A 20,839-nucleotide genomic window follows, 5' to 3' on the forward strand; every position below is an offset into this window, starting at 1 on the left:
AAATCACAGCCATAGTAAATGCCGTTGACTATATCTGACACCGCCAAGCCTGACTCATTATCGCCCACCCAGCTGGCAGGTTCTGCAATATTGCCTATTCATGCTGTACTAAATGACATACGCAGCGCGCTAAATAATCATTCACAACTTATTCTAGAAGCACCTACAGGGGCGGGTAAATCAACTGCATTGCCATTAGCCATGTTAGCGTGGCCCGAAATCAGTGGCAAAATAATCATGCTTGAGCCAAGGCGAGTTGCAGCGCGTAACGTGGCGCAATTTATTGCTAAGCAATTGAGGCAACCGGTTGGGCAGGATGTGGGGTATCGGGTTCGTGGCGACACGAAAGTGAGCAAAAATACCCGACTCGAAATTGTCACCGAGGGTATTTTAACCCGCATGATACAACAGGACCCAGAACTTACTGGGGTAGCTGTAATTATTTTTGATGAAATCCATGAGCGTCATTTGCCCACAGATCTTGGCCTTGCTCTTGCGCTTGAAGTGCAACAATCCTTGCGAGATGACTTAACGATTATAGCCATGTCTGCAACCTTGTCTGGTTTACCTTTGGCTGAGTTAATGCCCACAGCACAGCAAATTAGCAGTCAAGGGCGTAGCTTTGAGGTTCAACATCACTATCAACCTTGTCCAGCACAACAGCCATGGTTAATGCATATGGTTAAAGTGATTAACGACACCGTAAACGATGCCAGCTTAGCTGAATATCAACTTGGCAGTGTGTTAGCATTTTTACCTGGAAAAGGTGAAATCAATAAACTGGCTCGCTTACTTAGTGAACGCTTAGATCCAACATGGCTTATTTGCCCTTTGTATGGTGACTTAACGCCAACAGAGCAAGATCGCGCGATTGTTTTGACCGAACCGGGTAAACGCAAAATCGTACTTGCGACAAACGTAGCGGAGTCGAGTTTAACGATTGAAGGCATCACTATTGTTATCGACAGCGGTTATCGCCGCGAAGCCAGTTTTAACCCTAAAACCGGCGTGACGCGTTTAGGACTTAAGCGTATCAGCCAAGCATCGGCTTTACAGCGAAGTGGCCGTGCAGGGCGTTTAGCGCCAGGATATTGTGTGCGTTTATGGAGCCAAGAAGAACATGGGCGCTTACGTAAAGTGGATGAGCCAGAAATTAGCCTAAGCGAACTCACCTCAATGGTATTAGATTGTGCTAGTTGGGGAGCTAAGGCGCTCAGCGAATTATCATTACTGACAGCGCCGCCAGCTATACATGAACAAGTGGCATGGCAGCTATTACAGCAATTAGCATTAACTGATACCCAACGAAAATTAACTCCACTGGGTCATGAAGCCTATGCGTTAGGCTGCCATCCACGTTTAGCTCACATGTTATTGAAAGCTAAGCACATTGCCAGTGAACAATCTCAGCCGCAGTTGTGTGTATTGGCCTGTGTGCTTGCAGGTATTATTGAAGCGCGCGGTTTACCAAAAAAAGGCGCAGACATTCACCATTACCTTGGTGAAGCCCAACATGGACAAATAAAACAACAAGTGCGCCAATGGCAACAATCCTTAGGGATTTCTGGCCAAGTACAAGATACCATAAGCCAGGCTTCAACTCGAGACATCAGTTATTTGTTAGCGCTTGCTTACCCCGACCGTATTGCTAAAGCACGTGGTCATGATGGTTTTTTATTGAGTAACGGAACAGGCGTGGTCATTGCCGCTGACGACAGCCTGGCACATGAACCTTGGTTAGTGGTTGCTGACTTTCAAGAAAATCAAGGCCGCAATGCCGGCCAGGTATATTTAGCAGCCCGGTTTGATGAGCGTTTATTTGATGATGAACTCAGCAATTTAATCTCTCGGCAAGTACAGGGCGGTTGGGATGAAGCTAAAGGGCGATTTTTTGCCGAAAAACACACTAAAGTCGGCCAGATTATTATTAAAACAGAAACGGGTATTGCGCCAGAACGGGCTCAAATTACCGCGGCATTGTTGGAGCAAGTCCATGTAAAAGGGTTAACAATCCTTAATCGTGAAGAGGCGTTAATCCAGTTACAATACCGAGTCGAATTAGCTCGATATTATGCCCCACAACATGACTGGCCTTGCTTAACCGACGCGCATTTACTTGCTACCTTGTCTGATTGGCTAGGGCCATACATTGAACAGGTTAATTCGCTTGCAGCGTTGGCTAAAATTGATGCCTTTGGCTTAGTGAAAAACCGCTTAAGTTGGCAGCAGCAAACCCTACTCGATCAGTTAGTGCCCACACACTGGCCAATGGCGACAGGAACGCGTGCACCAATAAGATATCAAATGCCACTCGATGCTGAAGGGTATTTTTATCATAATGAAGAGCAGCAAGGCCGAGCTTTATTAAGTGTGCGTTTACAAGAAGCACTGGGGTTGGCACAAAGTCCGAGTATATTGCACGGCAAAATGACCGTGACTATGGAGTTATTGTCTCCAGCACAGCGTCCATTAGCCGTGACTGCAGACTTAGCCAGTTTTTGGCAAGGTCCTTATGTTGACGTGAAAAAAGAAATGCGTGGTCGCTATCCTCGACATTTGTGGCCAGACGATCCTGTGAACACCGTCGCCACCAAATTTACTAAAAAGAAAACGCCAGGTTTATAAGCCAGTAGCTTGTAAACCCATCGCTTATAAAATAAGACGCATCGGTTACCGTGCAAAATTAGATGAATGATTGATTTATGACAAAAAAAACGACTAAGAAAACGAACGCTAAAAAATCGACGACATCATTGTGGCGTTCACTATGGTCATTAATTTGGAAACTGTCGATTGTCGGTTTAGCAGTAGTGACATTTTATGCGATCTATTTAGATCAAATTATTGCGCAGAAGTTTGAGGGACAAAAGTGGCATCTACCTGCGCAAATGTTCAGTCGCTCAATGGCGTTGTACCCCGGAGCAGCGGTAAACCACCCACAATTGATGGCCGAATTGAAACTATTGGGATACCGCAAAGTTTCAGATCCGCGTCAAGTCGGTGAGTTCTCTGCTTCCAGTACACGTATTGAGTTATGGCGTCGTCCATTTTTACACCCTGAAGGCAACCAAGTCGAACAGCGAGTGATGATAAGTTTCGATTCAAACGGCGTAAGTTCAGTGAAGCGCATGTCTGATAAACGTGAATTAGCTGTGTTTCATCTAGAACCTGTATTATTAGACCGTATTATTGCGGGTGACGGAGAAGATCGATTATTTGTTCGTACGCCAGAAATGCCTGCGAGTATTGTTGATGCATTAATTTTAGTTGAAGACCGTAGTTTTTATGATCATTACGGGGTTAATCCGTTTGCGATTGCGCGCGCGGCGTTAGTCAATATTAGTGCAGGGCGCACGGTTCAAGGCGGTTCTACCCTAACGCAACAGTTAGCCAAAAACTTCTTTTTAAGCAGTGAGCGCTCTATTGTCCGTAAAGTACGTGAAGCTCTTATGGCGCTAATTATTGATTTTAGATACAGCAAAGATGAGATTTTAGAAGCGTACCTTAATGAAGTCTATATGGGCCAAGATAAAGCACGCGGTGTGCACGGAATGGGACTCGCTTCGCAGTTTTATTTTGGTCGCCCAGTAGGTGAATTGACCGTGTCGCAGCAAGCGTTTTTGGTAGCAGTGATTAAAGGGCCGTCTTATTACAACCCTTGGCGTTACCCTGAGCGTGCTCAAGAGCGTCGTGATTTAGTGCTCCGCTTGTTGATGGAAAATGACAAACTTACCGTCGCTCAATATAAAGCCGCAGCAGAGTCACCACTGGGTTTACGTAGTTCACAGAAGTCAGTGCATCAAAAGCTACCGGCATTCTTTGCTGTGGTAAAACAAGAGCTACGCCAGCGTTACGGTGATTCTCTGTTGCAACAGTCAGGGGTTAAAGTTTACACCACGCTTGATCCTATGGCGCAAGAGGCTGCCGAAAAGGCGGTGTCATCCACTATGGCATCGTTAGATAAGCGCGCTAAAAATATTCAAGTAGGTATGGTTGTTACCGATAAATACACTGGTGGTATAGCGGCAATGGTCGGCGACAAAGTCCCGGGTTATGAAGGCTTTAACCGCGCAGTTGAAATTCGTCGTCCTATTGGTTCGTTAATTAAACCTTTTGTATATGCTAGTGCATTAAATCAAAGTGATAAGTTTTCGTTGGCTACGCCTATTGACGATAAACCCATTACTTTGAAAAATGAACAAGGTAAAACCTGGTCACCTAAAAACTTTGATAAAAAGTTTAGCGGTCAAGTGCCATTACTCACGGCGATTAAAGACTCAATGAACGTACCCACAGTCAATGTCGGTTTAGCCGTGGGGGTTGATAATGTGGTGTCTACTTTGCAAAAGTCGGGATGGGAAGAGTCTGTGTCGCCATATCCGTCAGTGCTATTAGGTGCTGTGAATGGCTCTCCATTGATGGTGGCACAGGTTTATCAAACCTTGGCAGACGAAGGGCGCTATCGTAAGTTGACGTCGATTACCGCAGTGTTAGACAGCAACAACCAAGCTTTAGATGTCAGCCGTGCACCCAGTTCGCAAGCGATTGCGCCAGCCACCGACTATTTAGTGCAGTATGCAATGAATCACGTAGTTCGTTCTGGAACGGCTAAACGTTTAGGCGCCGCGTTCCCTGGTGTGCGATTAGCCGGTAAAACGGGTACCAGTAATGATAGTCGCGATTCTTGGTTTGCTGGCTTTGACGAGCGTAACGTAGCGGCCATTTGGGTTGGTCAGGATGACAACAGCAAAACAGGCTTATATGGCAGTAGCGGAGCAATGGCGGTGTATCAGGCGTTTTTACAACAACGTCCGCCGTTGAGTTTACGAATGATCCCAGTCAATGGGGTGATTAATGGCTACTTTGATCGTACAACGGGGATAGCGAAGCAAGGTAACTGTGACAATATTATTGGACTACCTGCATTAGAGGCCAGTTATCGACCCGCTGAAAATTGCGGTGAGCCATTATCTTGGTGGCAAAAGCTGGTGGGTGGTTAATTTACGTATCATTAGTCGAACATAATAAAAAGCCCAAGTTCATATGAACTTGGGCTTTTTATATATCAGGCTGCTTATTGTATTGATAAAATAATGCGATGCTACAGCACGACGGTTAATGCTTATCGAGCTGCTGTCTTAGCTTGGTTATTTCTTCGAGCATTTGTTGTTGATTTTGTTCCATCTGCAATTGATTTTGTTGCATCTGTTCTAATGCGGCTTCGAGTTTATTGTTGATTTGTTCTTTATGCGCATCTTTTGCTTCTTGCTCTTCTTGGCGTTCATTTTCATCAGGTGCGACAAACACCGATGCCATATAACCTGAAATCACCCCGAAAAAGCTAACTCCGCTGACAATCACTAATCCACCAATAACATGGCCTATGGTACTCACCGGATAAAAATCGCCATAACCCACGGTGGAGATGGTTACTAAAGCCCACCAAATGGCTTGTTCAGCTGTTTGGATATTGGCATTAGGCTCGGCGCTTTCTACTAACAATATTAATACAGAAGCCGTCGCTAGAATTAATACCATTGCCACAAGTAAGCTGGCTAATGTCGCCTGTTTGCGTTGACGAAGCAGTGGGATCAATAACGATCGGCTCATGCGGATTAAGCGGATGACTCGAAGTATTTGAAATATCCGCGCAAAACGTAGCGCTTCAATGGCCGGAATGCTGGCGACAAAATCAATCCAGTGGTGGCGTATGTAATAGGTTTTATTGCGTGCCTTGTATAAGCCATGAAAAAACTTACTCAAGAAAATCATACAAATGCTACTGTCGATATACAGGAGCACTTTATTGGTTTCAGAATCTAAACGGCCAAAGGTAATGGTCAACACAATGACCACAGACACCAATGACAACACCATCATGGCTAGCTCAAATGGACTGGGACCATCGACGTTTTTCAGTGCCCAACGTTTAGATTCAAACATGAATGCCTGCTTTGATTCATTGTTATTAACTTATAAACGTTATCATAACAAAAAACGCACAAGACGTGAGCCTAGTGCGTTGTTTTTAAGCGACATAAACCATAAAGGGTATTAGGTTGATGATTTTTTATCGACAAAATGCACTAAATCATCGAGTACACGCTTTTTTATCTCTAATTGAGAGTCGCTGTCTAAACCGTACTTTTGCGCTAATAACACGTAGTCTTCACCGCTCAATGATACTGTTAAACGTGGACGTTTTGGACGCTTAGAGACCGATAATCCGAGGATAGTACGTATTTGATCAGACGGGCTTACGCCTTTATCTAAAGCGGCTTTACGGATGGAGTATTGAAACTTTTCATCCAGATCAAAAGCCACTTGAGTGGCCTTTGCTGCTTGTTGGTTTTTAAGCCATTTATCGGGTAACGGTTTACCTGAGCTCATAAGAACGTCATCTCCTACTTGTGTCAGCTTGCCGGCCAGTATTCTCTAATATCAGATAAAGGGCGATATAAGGTCAACATCACTTCAGTGTCGCCACCTTCATACACTTCAATATCAACGGCATGAGAGTCTTGGTTGTTCACTAAGCTGTAGCTTTCAAAGCCTTCGCCTTTTGCCCCATTTTCATCTTGAGGTGGTGTTAAACCACGATAATCCTGACGATGAAAATAACCAAATCCAGCAAATTCAACTTGATGATACTCTTCACTCAACCATTGGCCAAACTCGGTTTCAAGTTCTGCAGACAGTGTTTGGGTTGTGAGGAGCGCTTTACCAGGTTCTTCAAATATTTCAGCAAAAGCATCAAGATCAAACATTTGTTCAACATCGGCACGATTGATTTTGATTGAAATACTAAGGTAAGACTCGTCTTCTTGAATATAAGACAAAAAGATTGCAGTGCCACTATGGCCACGCAATAAGAATTCACAAAGCTGCGAGCGTTGATATTCATAAGTATGAATAGCTTCAACCTTTAGCTGTTGCCCGCGTAGTTGCGCCGGCAAAGCAAAACTGTCATCAAGGGTGATCATATCACCCTTGAGCAGTTTGTTTGGGTGGTCAAGCTGGCGCTTCGGGGCTTCTTTTTTGCCAAAAAGGCCGCTAAGAAATCCCATACCAATTAACCTTTACGCGCTTTAATGCGGTCTAACACTGCGTTAGCATTTGATTTCTGCTCGCCGATACCCGCTTCTGCTAGTTTCTTATGTAGTGACTTATCGCTATTTTCTTCAGCTAGGGTTTCAGACGCTTTTAAGCGGTCATCAAATTGTTGCTGACGAGCTTTGATACGCTCTAAAGAGTCTTTAGCGTTAAGCAGTTTTGAGTTACTAGACGCAAATGAGTCGGTAATAGTCGCAGTGGCTTTTTGTACGCTTTCAGTGGTTTTAACCATGGTTAATTGACGCTGATAATCAGACAATTGACGTTCGGTCTTTTTCACTAAATCTTTAAGGCGCACAGCGTGTGAACTAAAGCTGTCGTTAGCAGTTTGCTGTTCAGACAATTCTTCGTCTAGCTGAGCAATTTTTTCAGCAATTTCGATTGCTAAAGCTTCATTGCCTTTGTCTAGCGCTTGAGTCACATAACCTTCATGCTCTGCAACACTGCGTTTTAGACGATCAATTTCACGGCTAGCTTGCATTTCTTTGGCCATTACGTCAGTTAACTCACGCTTGGCTTTCGTTAAATGCTTTTCTGCATCACGAATTTCTTGTTCAAAAATACGTGTTGAGTTAGCGTCTACGATACTCTGGCCAACTTCAGTTGCACCACCACGAAACGCTGTAAGAATCTTGTTTAGAATGCCCATAGTTGGCTCCTTAGTTTAAAAATTCGACGAGTTCGTCGATGACTTCCAGACAGTTGTCTGACAGTACTGCTAATTCTTGTTCAATTTCAATCATGCTCGATTGCACTGATAATGCACCGTAAACCACGTACTTATCATCAATTTTTGCAAATGAAGATAATGGCATTGGAATGTTGAGCTCTAACATGGTCTCAAACATTTCAGCGCGGCGAGCCTGGTTTACTTCGTTCTCGCCCCATAAATAACTGATACACAATATCTGGTTGTCAGTTACTGATACAAACACCGGAATTTCTTCACGGCCAACAACATTTACTTGTAACACTTCAACATCACCATCAATCGGATAGCAGTCAAACTGAAAGCCGGTTTGGCTTTGGTCGCATAGCCCGTTTAGGTGACTCGCAATAGTATGGATGTTCATATTCGTCCTTAATTGACATATTATGTCTGTGAGTAAAGATAGCATCCAGACATAATATGTCAAGTGCTATCTGGTCCAATTAAAAAAGATTAATTACTTCGTTTTCTGACCAAGCCGCTAAATGGTAATAATACAGCTGCAATGAACCTATATCGTTTACCTTGATCTTGTCGATATCGTCGTAAAAATGTTTCGGAAATTCAAATGATGCATGAATAAGCCCTGGCGTTAACCAATCTTCTGGCACCGGGATTTCATTGATGGTCGCTAATCGCTGTTGTGGGTTTTTGCCCATTTTACTGCCGATACTCCAACCCCACTCACCAAAACTTGGTACATTATGATGATACTGTTTTACGTTAAAGCCTGCAGCACTTAGGGTTTTACCTACAGAAATAAAGGCGTTAGGTGCATGATAAGGGGATGTTGATTGCACTGTAATGATACCGTCTGCACTGAGTAATTCATTGAGCTTTCTGTAAAATAAGTCAGAGTACAGTTTGTTTAAATCAGGATGGCTTGGGTCGGGTAAATCCACAATAATCGCATCAAACATTTGGCCGTTACTCAATAACTTATCCACGCCGTTAAAGGCGTCGTCGACCATTAAGGTTAAACGGGGATCATTTAACGCATCGCCATTAAGTGCTAATAATGCATTACTGAGATCGGTTGGCATGTCGGCAGGCGGATTTGTAAATAGCGCTAACAAATCTTGGTCTAAATCCATTAAGGTGACTGCCTTTGGTTGCCATTTAAGCACTTGTTTAAGCCCAAGACCATCACCACCGCCAATAATTAATACATTGTCATGGCGCGCACTGGCTGCCAGGGTAGGGTGGACTAAAAAGCTATGGTAGATGTGTTCATCACTGCTAGAAAACTGTAAACGACCATTTATGTACAAGTTGTATACTGGCGAGAGTCCACCTCCACGAAGGCGCTCGGTAAAGGTGAGTTGTTGAAAGCGAGTGGCTTTGGCATAGACCACTTTGTCTTTATACAACAGATTATTAAAGTGCTGCTCCCAACTTGGGCCTTTAACTGCCAGTAAACCAATCACAACGCTGGCAATAATATGACCAATGAGCAACCATTTTGCATGACGAATTTGCGACCAAAAACGCCAAATAAAGGCTAAGCCTGCTAACAGATTAACACTTGCTGTTAATGCAGCGGCCAATTGAATATCAATCGCCAGCATAAAACCGACCCAAATTGCAGCTCCTACACCCGCGCCAATGTAATCGGCACCATAAATGGTGCCGGCATTATGCAGTAAATGGGCGTCAGATAACGATTGCCGAACTCGCGCAATCAATGGGATTTCCATACCAATCATTAACCCTAGTAACACGCCCCAAACGTAAGGCAAGTATTCGCTTAATGTTTGCAAGCTGGCAATAAAGCCACCATTAGGTAAATGATCTGGTGGTAAGCCAAGAGTATTGGCAATAGTGAGTGGCAGTTGCTGGCCAAAACCAATAACTGCGGCGGTAATGATAATGGCAAATGACCCACACAAGGCGACAGTGAGCTCGAGGATGGCAAAACCAGTAAAAGCACATTTGATTTTACGAGCAGCAAAAGCGCCAACACCCATCGATACAATCATTAACCCAATCATGGTGTAAATCGCTGCTTCTAGCGCTCCTAAAATACGCCCTGCATAGTGTGACAATAGGTATTCGTAAATAAGACCGCATCCCGCAAGCGCGGCCATAATGCCCAGTAATAGAGCATCATCAAACCACGACACATTGCGAGATAATGGGACGCTTTGCTCTGCGCCCCCGTGAGTAGACGAGTGGGGGCTTGGGTCAAGCAAAGGGGTTGTCATAAATTACGCCATTAATGCCGTTAAAATAAGAGCGACAGCAATACTGATTGCCATCTCAACCGCGGCAATACCAATGTTGTGTTGCTTTTCAACTTCTTCTGCCAAGTTAATGCCCGCTAAAACAAGCTTTTTCACTAAGGCAATCAGTAATGACAGTGCGACAAGCATAATTAACGAGAATACAAACCAACCAATAATATTGGTTACGTAAGCCGTTGGCTGATAAATAATAAAGTGACTGGCGGCATTAAAGCTTAATGCCATGGCAATCATATAACCGCTGTGACGCAGTGCTAAGGCTGTTTGCCCTTGCACTAATGCTTGTTGCATCGATGCATTTTGGTTGCGTTTTGCATAGCGACGCTCACGTAAACGGGTTAACAATACCAACATCAATTGCGAAATTAAAAACGCGCTAAAAATAGCAATAAAAGTATTTATGGTAATGTCTTCTGCCCACATCAACACGGCTCTAATAATAATTGCGGTAGCAATAGCTGCAGAGGCATCTACCACGGCAACAGATACGTTACCTTTTAAAATCTCAGCATTTTTTGCAAATTCGTTTAAAGCAATTTTGTCGTGTAAAAAACGGCCGAACTTAATGAGCACTAAACCAAATAAACCATAAGCCGACATGCCAATGGCTTCAGTTAGATATGATGGTGCCGCTTCGCCGGTAATCGCACCAGTCAGTACAATGCCTAAGGCAGCAACTGCACCTGCAGTACTAATACCAAAAGCAAAATTGTCACGTTCAGCCAGTTCGGCGCTGCTGTTAACTTTGATGCTCCAGCCTTGCAGATAACGCATCAATGCCAACAACACAATGGCGATACTTAAATCGATTGCTAAGATGATCGCCAGTGGTTGCGTTAAGCCATATTCTTGAAAAAATGTCATGGGGAGTCCTTACCTATTTACCACGGCTAACACCGCGACTAGTGCGGCTGCTTGAGTTGCGGAAACTGCTGTCTTTAGAGTAATTCGAACGAAACTTGCTGCTAGAGCTTGCCGTGCGAGTCGTGCTACTGGGTTTTGGTGCGCTAGTGCTCTGACGCGACAAGGTTGTTGAGCCTGTGCGAGTTTTAGCATAAGGGCTATCAAAGCGCTTACCTTGGCTTTCAAAACGCTTCTTAGTTTGCTCAAACGTTTTAGCTTGTGAAGTGGCTTGCTTTGGCGATGTATAGCGATAGCGACCAACATCGTTGTAGTAGCTGTACCCACGGCGGCTTGACCAGTTGTCATAACCAATTGGGCGCGAAAAGTTTGAGAACATCGCATACATGCCATACCAAGCCCAGATAGACATACCACTGGAGTTGTTTTGCCAACTACCATAAGCCGGGTTGCCGACAAGTTGGCTACCCGGTTCTGTGCCGTCAGTTCCATTGGCTAACGCTTCAGCTTCGCGGCTAATGGCATTAACTCGCGCTAATTGCCCTTTAGACATATCGGCAACCACGTTAACAGGATCAGATAGCATGTCGTTATATAAGCTAGTGTCAGCGGCTTGGTAAATATTTTGTGCCTCTGCCAATTGCTGGTCTAAGTCGATAAAGTTTGCACTGTTATCAAGGTCTTTATAACGACGAGATAGTGACTGAAACATCGGCCCATCTGTGCCGGCATCTTTGGCGAGCTCATCCAGTAATGGAGTAAGATCAGGCTGACGCTTGGCTAAAATACTGGTGTATTGCTTCAATAGATTGGCATTGCGTAATTGATCGTCTTTAAGTGATGTTGCAAGTAATTCAAGACGCTGCTGCGTTAACTGCTGGTACTTAGCAATTTGCTCCGGTCTGTCGTCACCACAGGCACTTAGGGCCAATGCAACAATCATTACGGTTATCAATGTGAGTACACGGGGGAGGTGACCTACCATGTTTTCTCCAAAATGTAGATTTTTCATGTGCTAATTCAATATGACACAGGTTATAGTAATCTTGATGTCAATGATATTAATCTGCATCAATAGACTGATCATTAGATATAGCATTCACGACATAATATGTCCAACATTCATTTTCTTTAGGGATATTTATTGCCATGCAAAACCAAAGTAACAAGGTGTTATCTGCAGCGCTAGTCGAAACAGCAGATCGTTACTGGTTAAGACTCTGCGAAGTTTGGCCTGAAGCTAAAACAGCATTGACTGCCGAGCAACAACAAGAGTTAAAGTTAGTGTTTGGCTTAAGTGATTTTATTGCTGAGCAATTATGTCGTCATCCTGAGTGGATCCCGCAACTATTTAATGGTCTCTTAGCAGAAGTTGCGCGCAGCCAGTTTGATATCGAATTACATGATCTTTTAGAAGACATTACCCAAGAAGAGCAAGCAAAGTCTGTGTTACGTCGTTATCGTAATCTGCAAATGGTGCGGTTAGCGTGGCGCGACTTTTTAAATTACGCTGCGGTCGAAGCATCGTTACTTGATTTGTCGTCTTTAGCAGAAGCCCTTGTAATTGCTGGCCGCGATTGGGTTTATCAAGACATGTGCAAACAATTTGGCACTCCTTCAAGCGCTGAAGGTAAGCCGCAACCGTTATTGATTTTGGGTATGGGCAAGCTGGGCGGCCGCGAACTTAATTTCTCATCAGACATCGATTTAATATTTACTTTTCCTGAACATGGTGAAACGGTCGGCGGACGTCGTACTCAAGCTAATCAACAGTTTTTTATCAAAATGGGGCAGCGACTCGTCAATATACTTGACCAAGTCACCGTCGATGGTTTTGTGTTTCGTGTAGACATGCGCCTTCGTCCTTATGGTGAAAGCGGGCCGTTAGTGGTCAGTTTTAGTGGTTTAGAAGATTATTATCAAGAGCAAGGGCGAGATTGGGAACGCTACGCCATGGTTAAAGCTCGTGTACTCGGGCCGTGGAGTGGGTATTGCGACGAGTTACACGACTTGTTACGCCCGTTTGTTTATCGACGTTATATCGATTTCTCAGCCATTGAATCATTACGTAAAATGAAGCAACTGATTGCCCAAGAAGTCAGACGTAGACAATTAACTGACAACATTAAATTGGGCGCAGGCGGTATCCGCGAAGTCGAATTCGTGGTACAAAGCTTTCAGTTAATACGTGGTGGCCGCGAACCCGCTCTTCGCCAACAAAGTTTATTTGGTGCCATTGACACTTTATACAGCCTTGGCCAATTAGAGTATCTCGCGGTCGATGAGTTAAAACACAGCTATATTTTACTGCGTCGAGTGGAAAACTTATTACAAGCCATTGACGACAAGCAAACGCAAACTTTACCCAATAATGATCTTGATTGGCAACGATTGTGTGTGCCGCTTGATCTTGCCGATGAAGCACAACTGCGCCAACAAATTGCAGCGGCGATGTCTACTATCCACGGTCACTTTAATGCCACTGTCGGTGGCAATGATAATCAAGATTACAATGATCACTGGTCATCTTTGTTTTGGAATATTCAACAAGACGATGATGCAGCAACGTTACTGCAAGAGCAGCAAATCGAAGATGAAGCGCTATGGCCAATGTTAAGTGACTGGCGTCAAACCGTGTCTAAACGCTCAATTGGCCCTCGTGGCCGTGAAACCTTAGACAAACTCATGCCAAAACTACTTGAAGAGTTATTTAATCAATCTACCCCCAGCTTGGCATTTAAGCCGGTGTCTAATGTACTGGATAAAATTTTAACTCGTACCACCTACCTTGAGTTGTTATGTGAAAACCCTGGAGCAAGACAACAATTAGTGAGCTTATGTTGTGCCAGTCCGTGGATTGCACGTGAGCTAGCTAATTTCCCAATGCTGCTTGATGAGTTAATTGATCCATCGCAGTTATATGACATTACCTCCATTGATGATTACCCAAGTGAGTTACGTCAATATTTATTGCGTGTGCCAGAAGATGACATGGAGCAGCAAATGGAAGCACTGCGACAGTTTAAGTTGTCGCAGCAATTAAAAATTGCCGCAGCTGATGTCACTGGTGTATTGCCAGTGATGCAAGTGAGCGATCATTTAACCTTTTTAGCTGAAGCAATTATTGAACAGGTCGTGCTACAAGCATGGCACCAAGTTGCGGCTCGACATGGTGTTCCTGAAGGTACTACTCCAAGTAATATGGGCTTTGCGGTAATAGGTTACGGCAAGTTAGGCGGCATTGAACTGGGCTATGGATCCGATTTAGATTTGGTGTTTTTACATGGTCATAGTGGCGCGGGTAGCACTAATGGTGAGCGTCCAATCGATAACAGTCATTTTTATTTAAAACTGGCTCAGCGCATTGTGCATTTGTTTGCCACTCGCACAACCTCTGGTGAGTTATACGAGGTCGACATGCGCTTACGCCCGTCAGGTGCATCTGGACTGTTGGTGAGCGAAATAGAACAGTTCGGTCAATATCAATTAACTGAAGCTTGGACATGGGAACATCAAGCATTAGTCAGAGCACGTTTTGTTTTTGGTGATAATGCATTAGCGGCGCGATTTAGTGAAGTTCGTGGACAAATATTACAACTTGAACGAGATCAAACAGAGCTTGCAAAGGCGGTACGTGAAATGCGCACTAAAATGCGCGATCATTTATTACACCCTGAACCAGGGCTGTTTGATCTTAAACAAAGCGCGGGTGGCATTGCCGATATTGAGTTTATTGCTCAATACTTGGTTCTTGCTTACGCACATCAACATCAAGACTTGACCATTTGGTCTGACAATGTGCGGATTTTTGAGGTGTTAGCTGACTTAGAGTTAATCCCTGTAATGCACGCGCAGCACCTAACGCAAACTTATTGCTGGCTTCGTGATGAAAACCATGAACTGACGTTACAGCAATTACCTGGTAAGTTACCTCATGATGTAGTGGAACAAAAAACAGACGCCGTGATTGAAATTTACAATGAAATATTATCTGTCTAAATAGACTTAAATTTGTATTTTAATTACTTTACTGCTTTTATTAGAACACACTGATTTATAGAAAGGCCTTATTAATGCAGTTAGCGCCAATACCTGAAAATGAGCATGCGCGCCTCGAAACTCTTCGAGGTTTAAATGTGCTTGATACCATTGCAGAGGAACGCTTTGATCGCATTACTCGCCTAGCGCGACGACTCTTTTCGGTATCGATAAGTTTAGTTAATTTGGTAGACAGCGATCGGCAATGGTTTAAATCGGTTCAAGGCATAGATGTATGCGAAACTAGTCGAGATATTTCATTTTGTGGCCATGCTATTAATCAACCTGAAGTCATGATTGTACCAGATGCCTTAAATGATCCCCGTTTTGCCGACAACCCACTGGTTCTTGCCTCGCCTAATATTCGTTTTTATGCCGGTTTCCCCTTAACTATGCCCAATGGCATGCGCGTGGGCACATTGTGTATTATTGACGATCAGCCTAAAGAGTTTAGCAAACAAGATGAGCAAGCTTTAGAGGATTTAGGCCGATTAGTTGAAGGTGAATTATTATCGATTCAGCAAAATATATTAGATGCACTCACTGCTATTTCTAATCGTCGTGGTTTTGAATTATTAGCAGAGAAAACTCTCGCCAATACTGACAGACTCGGCTTAAACACAAGTCTAATATTTTTTGACCTTGATTATTTTAAAGAAATTAACGATGAATTCGGCCATGAAGAAGGTGATATAGCGCTTAAGAGCTTTGCTAACTTGTTGATTAACTGCTTTAGAGAGTCTGATGTTATAGCTCGTTTTGCTGGAGATGAATTTGTTGTTTTACTTAGTCAAAGAGATCAAATGTCTCTTGACTCATTGTTACAGCGCTTTGCTGATTTAGTGAAGCAGCACAACCAACAAAACGGTAAATCCTATGGTTTAGCATATAGCTTGGGTGTGGCTAGCCGGCAAGCGAAACAAGATTTGGATTTATGTGAATATCTCGCACTTGCTGACCAAGCCATGTTTAGAGAAAAAGCTAAGCATCATAAAAGCGTTTAATTCACGCAATATAATAACAAGCCAACGGCTTTAAACCGTTGGCTTGTTATTTTTATTCTCAATATGGCCAAACTACAGCAAAATCTGCTCAATCCACATTTGATACATAGGTAAGCCAATTAATACGTTTATGGGGAACGTTATCCCTAAAGACGCCAGCATTGCCAAACCAATATTGGCATCAGGAATCGCGGCTTTAATTGCCGCAGGAGCGGCGATATAAGAGGCACTGGCACTTAATCCGGCAAGTACTAAAATACTGCCCGATGGCAACTCTAGTGCAAAGCCTAATCCGATACCTACCCAGGCCAACACAAACGGTGCCACCGCAGCAAAAGCCAATAAACGCCATTGTTTATAAGGAATAGGAAAACACACTTTAGCCGTGCTGATCCCCATTTCGAGTAAAAACAATGCTAACAAGGTTTTAAATCCAGCTAACAACATCGGTGTTAAAGGAGCCATGCCAGTGGTGCCATATAGCCAGCCAATAACAACGCCACCACATAACAATACAACCCCGCGACTGGTTAATGCCTCATGCAAAATACTGCCAGCAGATGAGTGCACTTCATTACCAGCGGTTTTAGCCTGCAGATAACGGTGCAGCCACAGCATTATGATAATGGCAGGTAATTCGAGTAATACTAGATACAGAGTGGTTTCTGGTCGTAATGGCCATTGTGATTTATCGACCATTGCCATGACTACCGCAAAGGTACCCGCACTCACCGAGCCATAGTGGGCCGCAATACTAATGGCTTCTTTTTGTGGAAGTTGGATTAATTTTCGCAGTAAAGGGTACAAACTCAGTGGAATAATAAATCCCAATGCGATAACCGCGATTAACTCAGATATCACTAAGTTAGCTGTTTCGCCATGTAACGCCATGCCGCCTTTAAGGCCGAGGGTTAACATCAGTAAAATAGATAAGGTTTCGTAGGTGGCTTTGGGGACTTTTAAATCTGACTTGATTAACCCCGCGATCAAACCGAGGGCAAAAAAAGCTATCACAATATCAGGCATAGTATTGGGTTCTGTCTGTTATGAAGTACGGCGATTCTGCCTTGTTGTATGGCTAAATGGAACTGTTTTAAGAATTTTTTTATGACTATTGGACAGCATTGTTATTGTGAGCGTATTGTAGAATATGTGTAATTCACAGGACGTATATTATGAAAAATGAAATTGATATTCACCGTGCTTTAAAAGTGTTTAATAAAGTCACTCAATACGGTGAAAAACGCATGGCTGAAGACGATAAGACTAAAAAAAATGTTTTCGGTAACGACTATTACTTATGTGGCATTAGCGCGCAAACCGACCATGACGGTTACACCATTGTATTGTCGGATGCACAGGTAAGCTTAACGGTGTTTTTTCACAATAAATACCAGTTTGAATACCCGTCTAACGATGCACTTGATAACTTTTTAAGGCGTTTTAATGACGTAGAAAATTATCAAGCGGCATAGAACCGCACAATATGTTGCTAGGTGAAAATAGATCCGTTAAGTAGGCTGTTATTCAGTCGCAGCACAAATAATCCATTGCTTCATTTCAGTTAGGCGGCTATAAGTGCGCCTAAATTCAAATGACAGCGCCCCATCGAGATACAACTCATCTAGCGACCATTGGCTGTGTATGATCAAAATGACTTTTTGATCATACAGTTCATCTACCAAGCTAATAAAACGTCGAGCGGGATCATCCTCGCTAGCATATGCCAATTGGCGCTCGCCAGTTGTGGTGGCTTGTGAGCCATCTTCAGTACCTCTTGCCCTAATCCAGCTGCGTACTTTACCCCCTAACTGCGGCACGCCACTTAGTAGCACATAACTAAATTGACTAGCAATTTCTATGTAATCTAATGCCGATCTTGGGCCTTCGCATAATGCTGAAAATTCAAACCAGCCGAGTCGGTCATGCAGAGCTTCGATGGCTATGTCGCGCTGGCAGATATGCAATGTCTGTTTAGCTGCTTTTATCACACTTGTATGAATAAATAATTGGCTCATTTGAGTAAAAATATCTTCAGCATTTTGAACTGATGGTAGCGATAGCCAGGCTAACGGTATTTGATTTTGCTGCTGTGGATCTGGTTGAGTCATGCGATGATCTTTATCACCATCAAGGTGGATCTCTTGGGTAAAACGATGCAGTAAATCTATTGTGGGTAAAAAACGATCGCGCTGTAAACCATTTTTGTATAAGTCGACAATTGGGATGTTAGATGTAGCCACTAAAGTTACACCCGACTGGAACAAAGTATCAAACAGCCTAGCCAGTAAAATAGCATCACCAATGTCGGACACAAAAAACTCATCAAAACAAATGATTTGATATTGCGAGGCTATTTGTTTGGCAATATGGGAGAGGGGATCGCGGATCCCAGATGTTTGATTAAGTTGCTGGTGGATCATGGCCATAAACCGATGAAAATGCAGACGCAGTATCGGCGCTTTGTTATTACAATGATATTGATTTATGCATTGATAAAACAAGTCCATCAAAAATGTTTTCCCCCGGCCAACATCTCCCCACATGTACAACCCTTCAACTGGGGATGTAGTGGTTATATGTTGCTGATAAAGCATCTCTAATGCCAACAACGCTTGTTGTTGTGCGGGGTCTTGCTGTAGGTTTTTATTTAACGCTTTTTGGTATGCCTGTAATGGCGAATCCGTTATGACCTCAGAGACAATGGCATTTGTGAGTGCTGTTAGCGAAGGAGGTCTCGATTTATTGTTAGCGGATGTCGGCATAAGGATATAAACGTAACACTAAAGGCAAATTGTTGATCTAGGTAATATAGCATAAATCATAGGCTTTATTATGCAGCACATTTACTTTAAGCTTTATGGTTACCTGTAACAATTTATTAACCCTAAACCCGAAAAGGATGCTAAGTGAATAATAAGAATAAGGGGATAACCTATATAGGTGCCGACATGTCATTAGCGGGTGATATGAGTCTTCGTGGTCCTGCAATGATTGCAGGCAAAACTAAAGGTAAAATTAGTTCAAGTCATCAGATTCAGATTGCTGTTGGCGGTGAGGTTGAAGGTGAAGTGTTTTGCCAGGAAATACGTGTCTCTGGCGTGTTCAAAGGGAAATTACACTGTAATAAGCTAGTGATTGTCAGTTCTGGCGTAGTTGACGGCGAAGTGTCGAGTCATCAAATGGAAATTTATGATGGCGGCCAATTTATTGGTATGCGTACCAAAGGGCCTGAGCCATCAGTATTACCTGAACCTGAAGCAGGCTCGACAACAGTTAACATGCCAGCTATGACCGACTCAAATAAACCCGCTTCAGCACCTAAATGGGCTTATGCTGCTTTGGCTGGAGTCATTATTGTCGCGGGCATTCTATTTTTACCGCAAATCAATTCAGTCATAACGTCGCCAAATACATCACCTGATTCGGCTTCAAGCCAAGCCAATCAGAGTCGGCAAACCTCAAGTGATATAACAGAAAATGCTGCATTATTAATGCAAGATGTTGAACAACAAAGTGCATTTGTTGAACAGCATGAAGAGCTTATTGGCGCAGGACAAACCGATATTAATACAGCAATGGAAGACTTACATGCATTGGAGCAAATCAATCAGACGCTGGGTGACACGCTCAATACCGATGAAACCAATGAGCAAGATATTGAATTAAGGCCTTGATTGAAGCAAGAGATTAAAACGTCAAAAAATGAAAAAATGGCTTGATTAACATCCGCTAACACGAAGTAATCAAGCCATTTTTGTTAATGTGCTAGGCCTATTAAGGCCAAGAGCAATTATGGGTTAATGCGTGTTGGCATACCAGTACGTTTTTCTAATACACGCTTTAACGTTGTTGAGTCTGTTTCTGGATGAGCCAGAAAACGCGTCATGTTCTTGTCTAACGTCAATGACACAGGCTCTTTTGAATCAAACTCAGCCTGAGTTTTAGACAGTGGCTCATGCACTTCAAGATAACGACTACCATCTGGCTCCGCAGTCGCTTTGATAGGTTTATTTAAAAATTCAACACGAGTGCCAACAGGGACCGTTTCAAATAAGTGCTTAATGTCTTCGTCGCGTAAACGGATACAGCCAGAACTCACACGCAAACCAATACCAAATGTGGCATTAGTGCCGTGTACCGCAAATAGGTTACCGACATACAGCGCATATAACCCCATAGGATTGTCTGGGCCCGCTGGCCACACCGCTGGTAAGGTAATGCCGTTAGATGCATAAATACGACGAGTATTTGCCGTTGGCGTCCACGTTGGGTTAGCGCGTTTACGTTGTACCGTCGTCACCCAATTTTCAGGGGTATCACGGCCTATTTGACCAATACCGATAGGCAACACTTCAACGACATTTTTACCCTTAGGATAATAATATAAACGCATTTCAGCAGAGTTAATCACAATGCCTTCTTGCTTGGTGTCCGGCAAGATTAACTGGTGAGGAATAATTAAGGTACTACCTGGTTTTGGTAAAAATGGATCAACGCCAGGGTTGGCTTCTGTAAGATTGGTTAAGCCTAATTGAAATTTGGCTGCAATTTGCTCTAGTGTGAGCTTGCCTTCTTCTGGAACCACATAATACTGGTTCTCACCCACTAATTTACTGCCATTAGTCGGTAAACGATATTCAACCGCAGTGCTTGAGAAGCTTAATAATATCGCAGTCGTGGCTACGAATGCTGTGCGTAACGAAATCATCATAAGGGGTACATTATTCCTAAAAATAGACGTTATATTAGTCAGGTTACAATATCTTGCCAAGCTTGACTATTTATACAGTGCCGTACAAATTCCAATTATTCTCAGAATGATCACATCATTAATCGAATTGGTGTAATAGCGCGCATCGTCACTTATT

The 20,839-nt window shown here is 43.3% G+C and carries 17 protein-coding genes; 6 read left to right on the forward strand and 11 right to left on the reverse strand.

What is annotated here, in order from left to right:
• Positions 1-18 precede the first annotated feature (18 nt).
• Both hrpB and mrcB read left to right on the forward strand, forming a co-directional pair.
• Entirely contained in the window at positions 19-2,625 is a 2,607-nt protein-coding gene (gene hrpB, locus IEY40_RS04285) for an ATP-dependent helicase HrpB (RefSeq protein ID WP_188953710.1), read from the forward strand.
• A 77-nt stretch (positions 2,626-2,702) separates the two neighbouring features.
• On the forward strand, positions 2,703-5,000 hold the full coding sequence (gene mrcB / locus IEY40_RS04290; protein WP_188953712.1) for a penicillin-binding protein 1B: 2,298 nt from the start codon (positions 2,703-2,705) through the stop codon (positions 4,998-5,000).
• A 115-nt stretch (positions 5,001-5,115) separates the two neighbouring features.
• On the opposite strand, the gene IEY40_RS04295 is transcribed toward mrcB, so the two are convergent.
• The 8 genes from IEY40_RS04295 to IEY40_RS04330 all read right to left on the reverse strand — a co-directional run bounded on the left by IEY40_RS04295 (position 5,116) and on the right by IEY40_RS04330 (position 11,911).
• The gene (locus IEY40_RS04295) at positions 5,116-5,943 is read right to left on the reverse strand and encodes a potassium channel family protein (protein ID WP_188953715.1); all 828 of its coding nucleotides are present in this window, start codon (positions 5,941-5,943) and stop codon (positions 5,116-5,118) included.
• Positions 5,944-6,054: 111 nt separating this feature from the next.
• A complete protein-coding gene (locus IEY40_RS04300) occupies positions 6,055-6,390 on the reverse strand; it encodes a hypothetical protein (RefSeq protein ID WP_160052593.1) in 336 nt (111 codons plus the stop codon).
• Positions 6,391-6,413: 23 nt separating this feature from the next.
• On the reverse strand, positions 6,414-7,067 hold the full coding sequence (locus tag IEY40_RS04305) for a hypothetical protein (RefSeq protein WP_188953717.1): 654 nt from the start codon (positions 7,065-7,067) through the stop codon (positions 6,414-6,416).
• Positions 7,068-7,072: 5 nt separating this feature from the next.
• The gene (locus IEY40_RS04310) at positions 7,073-7,762 is read right to left on the reverse strand and encodes a PspA/IM30 family protein (protein WP_160052591.1); all 690 of its coding nucleotides are present in this window, start codon (positions 7,760-7,762) and stop codon (positions 7,073-7,075) included.
• 10 nt (positions 7,763-7,772) lie between these two features.
• Positions 7,773-8,186 carry a YjfI family protein gene (locus IEY40_RS04315; protein WP_160052590.1) on the reverse strand — a complete coding sequence of 138 codons (414 nt, stop codon included), beginning with the start codon at positions 8,184-8,186 and terminating at the stop codon, positions 7,773-7,775.
• Between the two features lie 79 nt (positions 8,187-8,265).
• On the reverse strand, positions 8,266-10,026 hold the full coding sequence (locus IEY40_RS04320; RefSeq protein ID WP_229777003.1) for a polyamine aminopropyltransferase: 1,761 nt from the start codon (positions 10,024-10,026) through the stop codon (positions 8,266-8,268).
• 3 nt (positions 10,027-10,029) lie between these two features.
• Positions 10,030-10,929, reverse strand: a complete 900-nt coding sequence (locus tag IEY40_RS04325; RefSeq protein WP_188953719.1) for a DUF350 domain-containing protein — start codon at positions 10,927-10,929, stop codon at positions 10,030-10,032.
• Between the two features lie 13 nt (positions 10,930-10,942).
• Positions 10,943-11,911 (reverse strand): hypothetical protein, encoded by a 969-nt coding sequence (locus IEY40_RS04330; RefSeq protein WP_188953721.1) that lies wholly within the window; start codon positions 11,909-11,911, stop codon positions 10,943-10,945.
• 158 nt (positions 11,912-12,069) lie between these two features.
• Here IEY40_RS04330 and glnE point away from each other — a divergent pair, with 158 nt between their 5' ends.
• Positions 12,070-14,925 carry a bifunctional [glutamate--ammonia ligase]-adenylyl-L-tyrosine phosphorylase/[glutamate--ammonia-ligase] adenylyltransferase gene (glnE, locus tag IEY40_RS04335; protein ID WP_188954539.1) on the forward strand — a complete coding sequence of 952 codons (2,856 nt, stop codon included), beginning with the start codon at positions 12,070-12,072 and terminating at the stop codon, positions 14,923-14,925.
• A gap of 74 nt (positions 14,926-14,999) precedes the next feature.
• Positions 15,000-15,968: a sensor domain-containing diguanylate cyclase gene (locus tag IEY40_RS04340; protein WP_188953723.1), complete on the forward strand. Its 969-nt coding sequence runs from the start codon at positions 15,000-15,002 to the stop codon at positions 15,966-15,968.
• A 72-nt stretch (positions 15,969-16,040) separates the two neighbouring features.
• Here the strand turns inward: IEY40_RS04340 and IEY40_RS04345 are convergent, their stop codons facing one another.
• Entirely contained in the window at positions 16,041-16,994 is a 954-nt protein-coding gene (locus tag IEY40_RS04345; RefSeq protein WP_188953725.1) for a sodium-dependent bicarbonate transport family permease, read from the reverse strand.
• 149 nt (positions 16,995-17,143) lie between these two features.
• Between IEY40_RS04345 and IEY40_RS04350 the strand changes: the two genes are divergently transcribed.
• Positions 17,144-17,443 (forward strand): DUF3081 domain-containing protein, encoded by a 300-nt coding sequence (locus IEY40_RS04350; RefSeq protein ID WP_188953727.1) that lies wholly within the window; start codon positions 17,144-17,146, stop codon positions 17,441-17,443.
• 48 nt (positions 17,444-17,491) lie between these two features.
• Here IEY40_RS04350 and zapE read toward each other — a convergent pair whose 3' ends face one another.
• On the reverse strand, positions 17,492-18,733 hold the full coding sequence (gene zapE / locus IEY40_RS04355; RefSeq protein WP_188953729.1) for a cell division protein ZapE: 1,242 nt from the start codon (positions 18,731-18,733) through the stop codon (positions 17,492-17,494).
• Between the two features lie 144 nt (positions 18,734-18,877).
• Here zapE and IEY40_RS04360 point away from each other — a divergent pair, with 144 nt between their 5' ends.
• Positions 18,878-19,645, forward strand: coding sequence for a polymer-forming cytoskeletal protein (locus IEY40_RS04360; protein WP_188953731.1), 768 nt, complete (start codon positions 18,878-18,880; stop codon positions 19,643-19,645).
• 116 nt (positions 19,646-19,761) lie between these two features.
• Here the strand turns inward: IEY40_RS04360 and IEY40_RS04365 are convergent, their stop codons facing one another.
• Positions 19,762-20,679, reverse strand: a complete 918-nt coding sequence (locus IEY40_RS04365) for a L,D-transpeptidase family protein (RefSeq protein ID WP_188954541.1) — start codon at positions 20,677-20,679, stop codon at positions 19,762-19,764.
• Positions 20,680-20,839 lie beyond the last annotated feature (160 nt).

This window comes from Shewanella ulleungensis, from assembly GCF_014648315.1.
GTDB lineage: Bacteria > Pseudomonadota > Gammaproteobacteria > Enterobacterales > Shewanellaceae > Shewanella > Shewanella ulleungensis.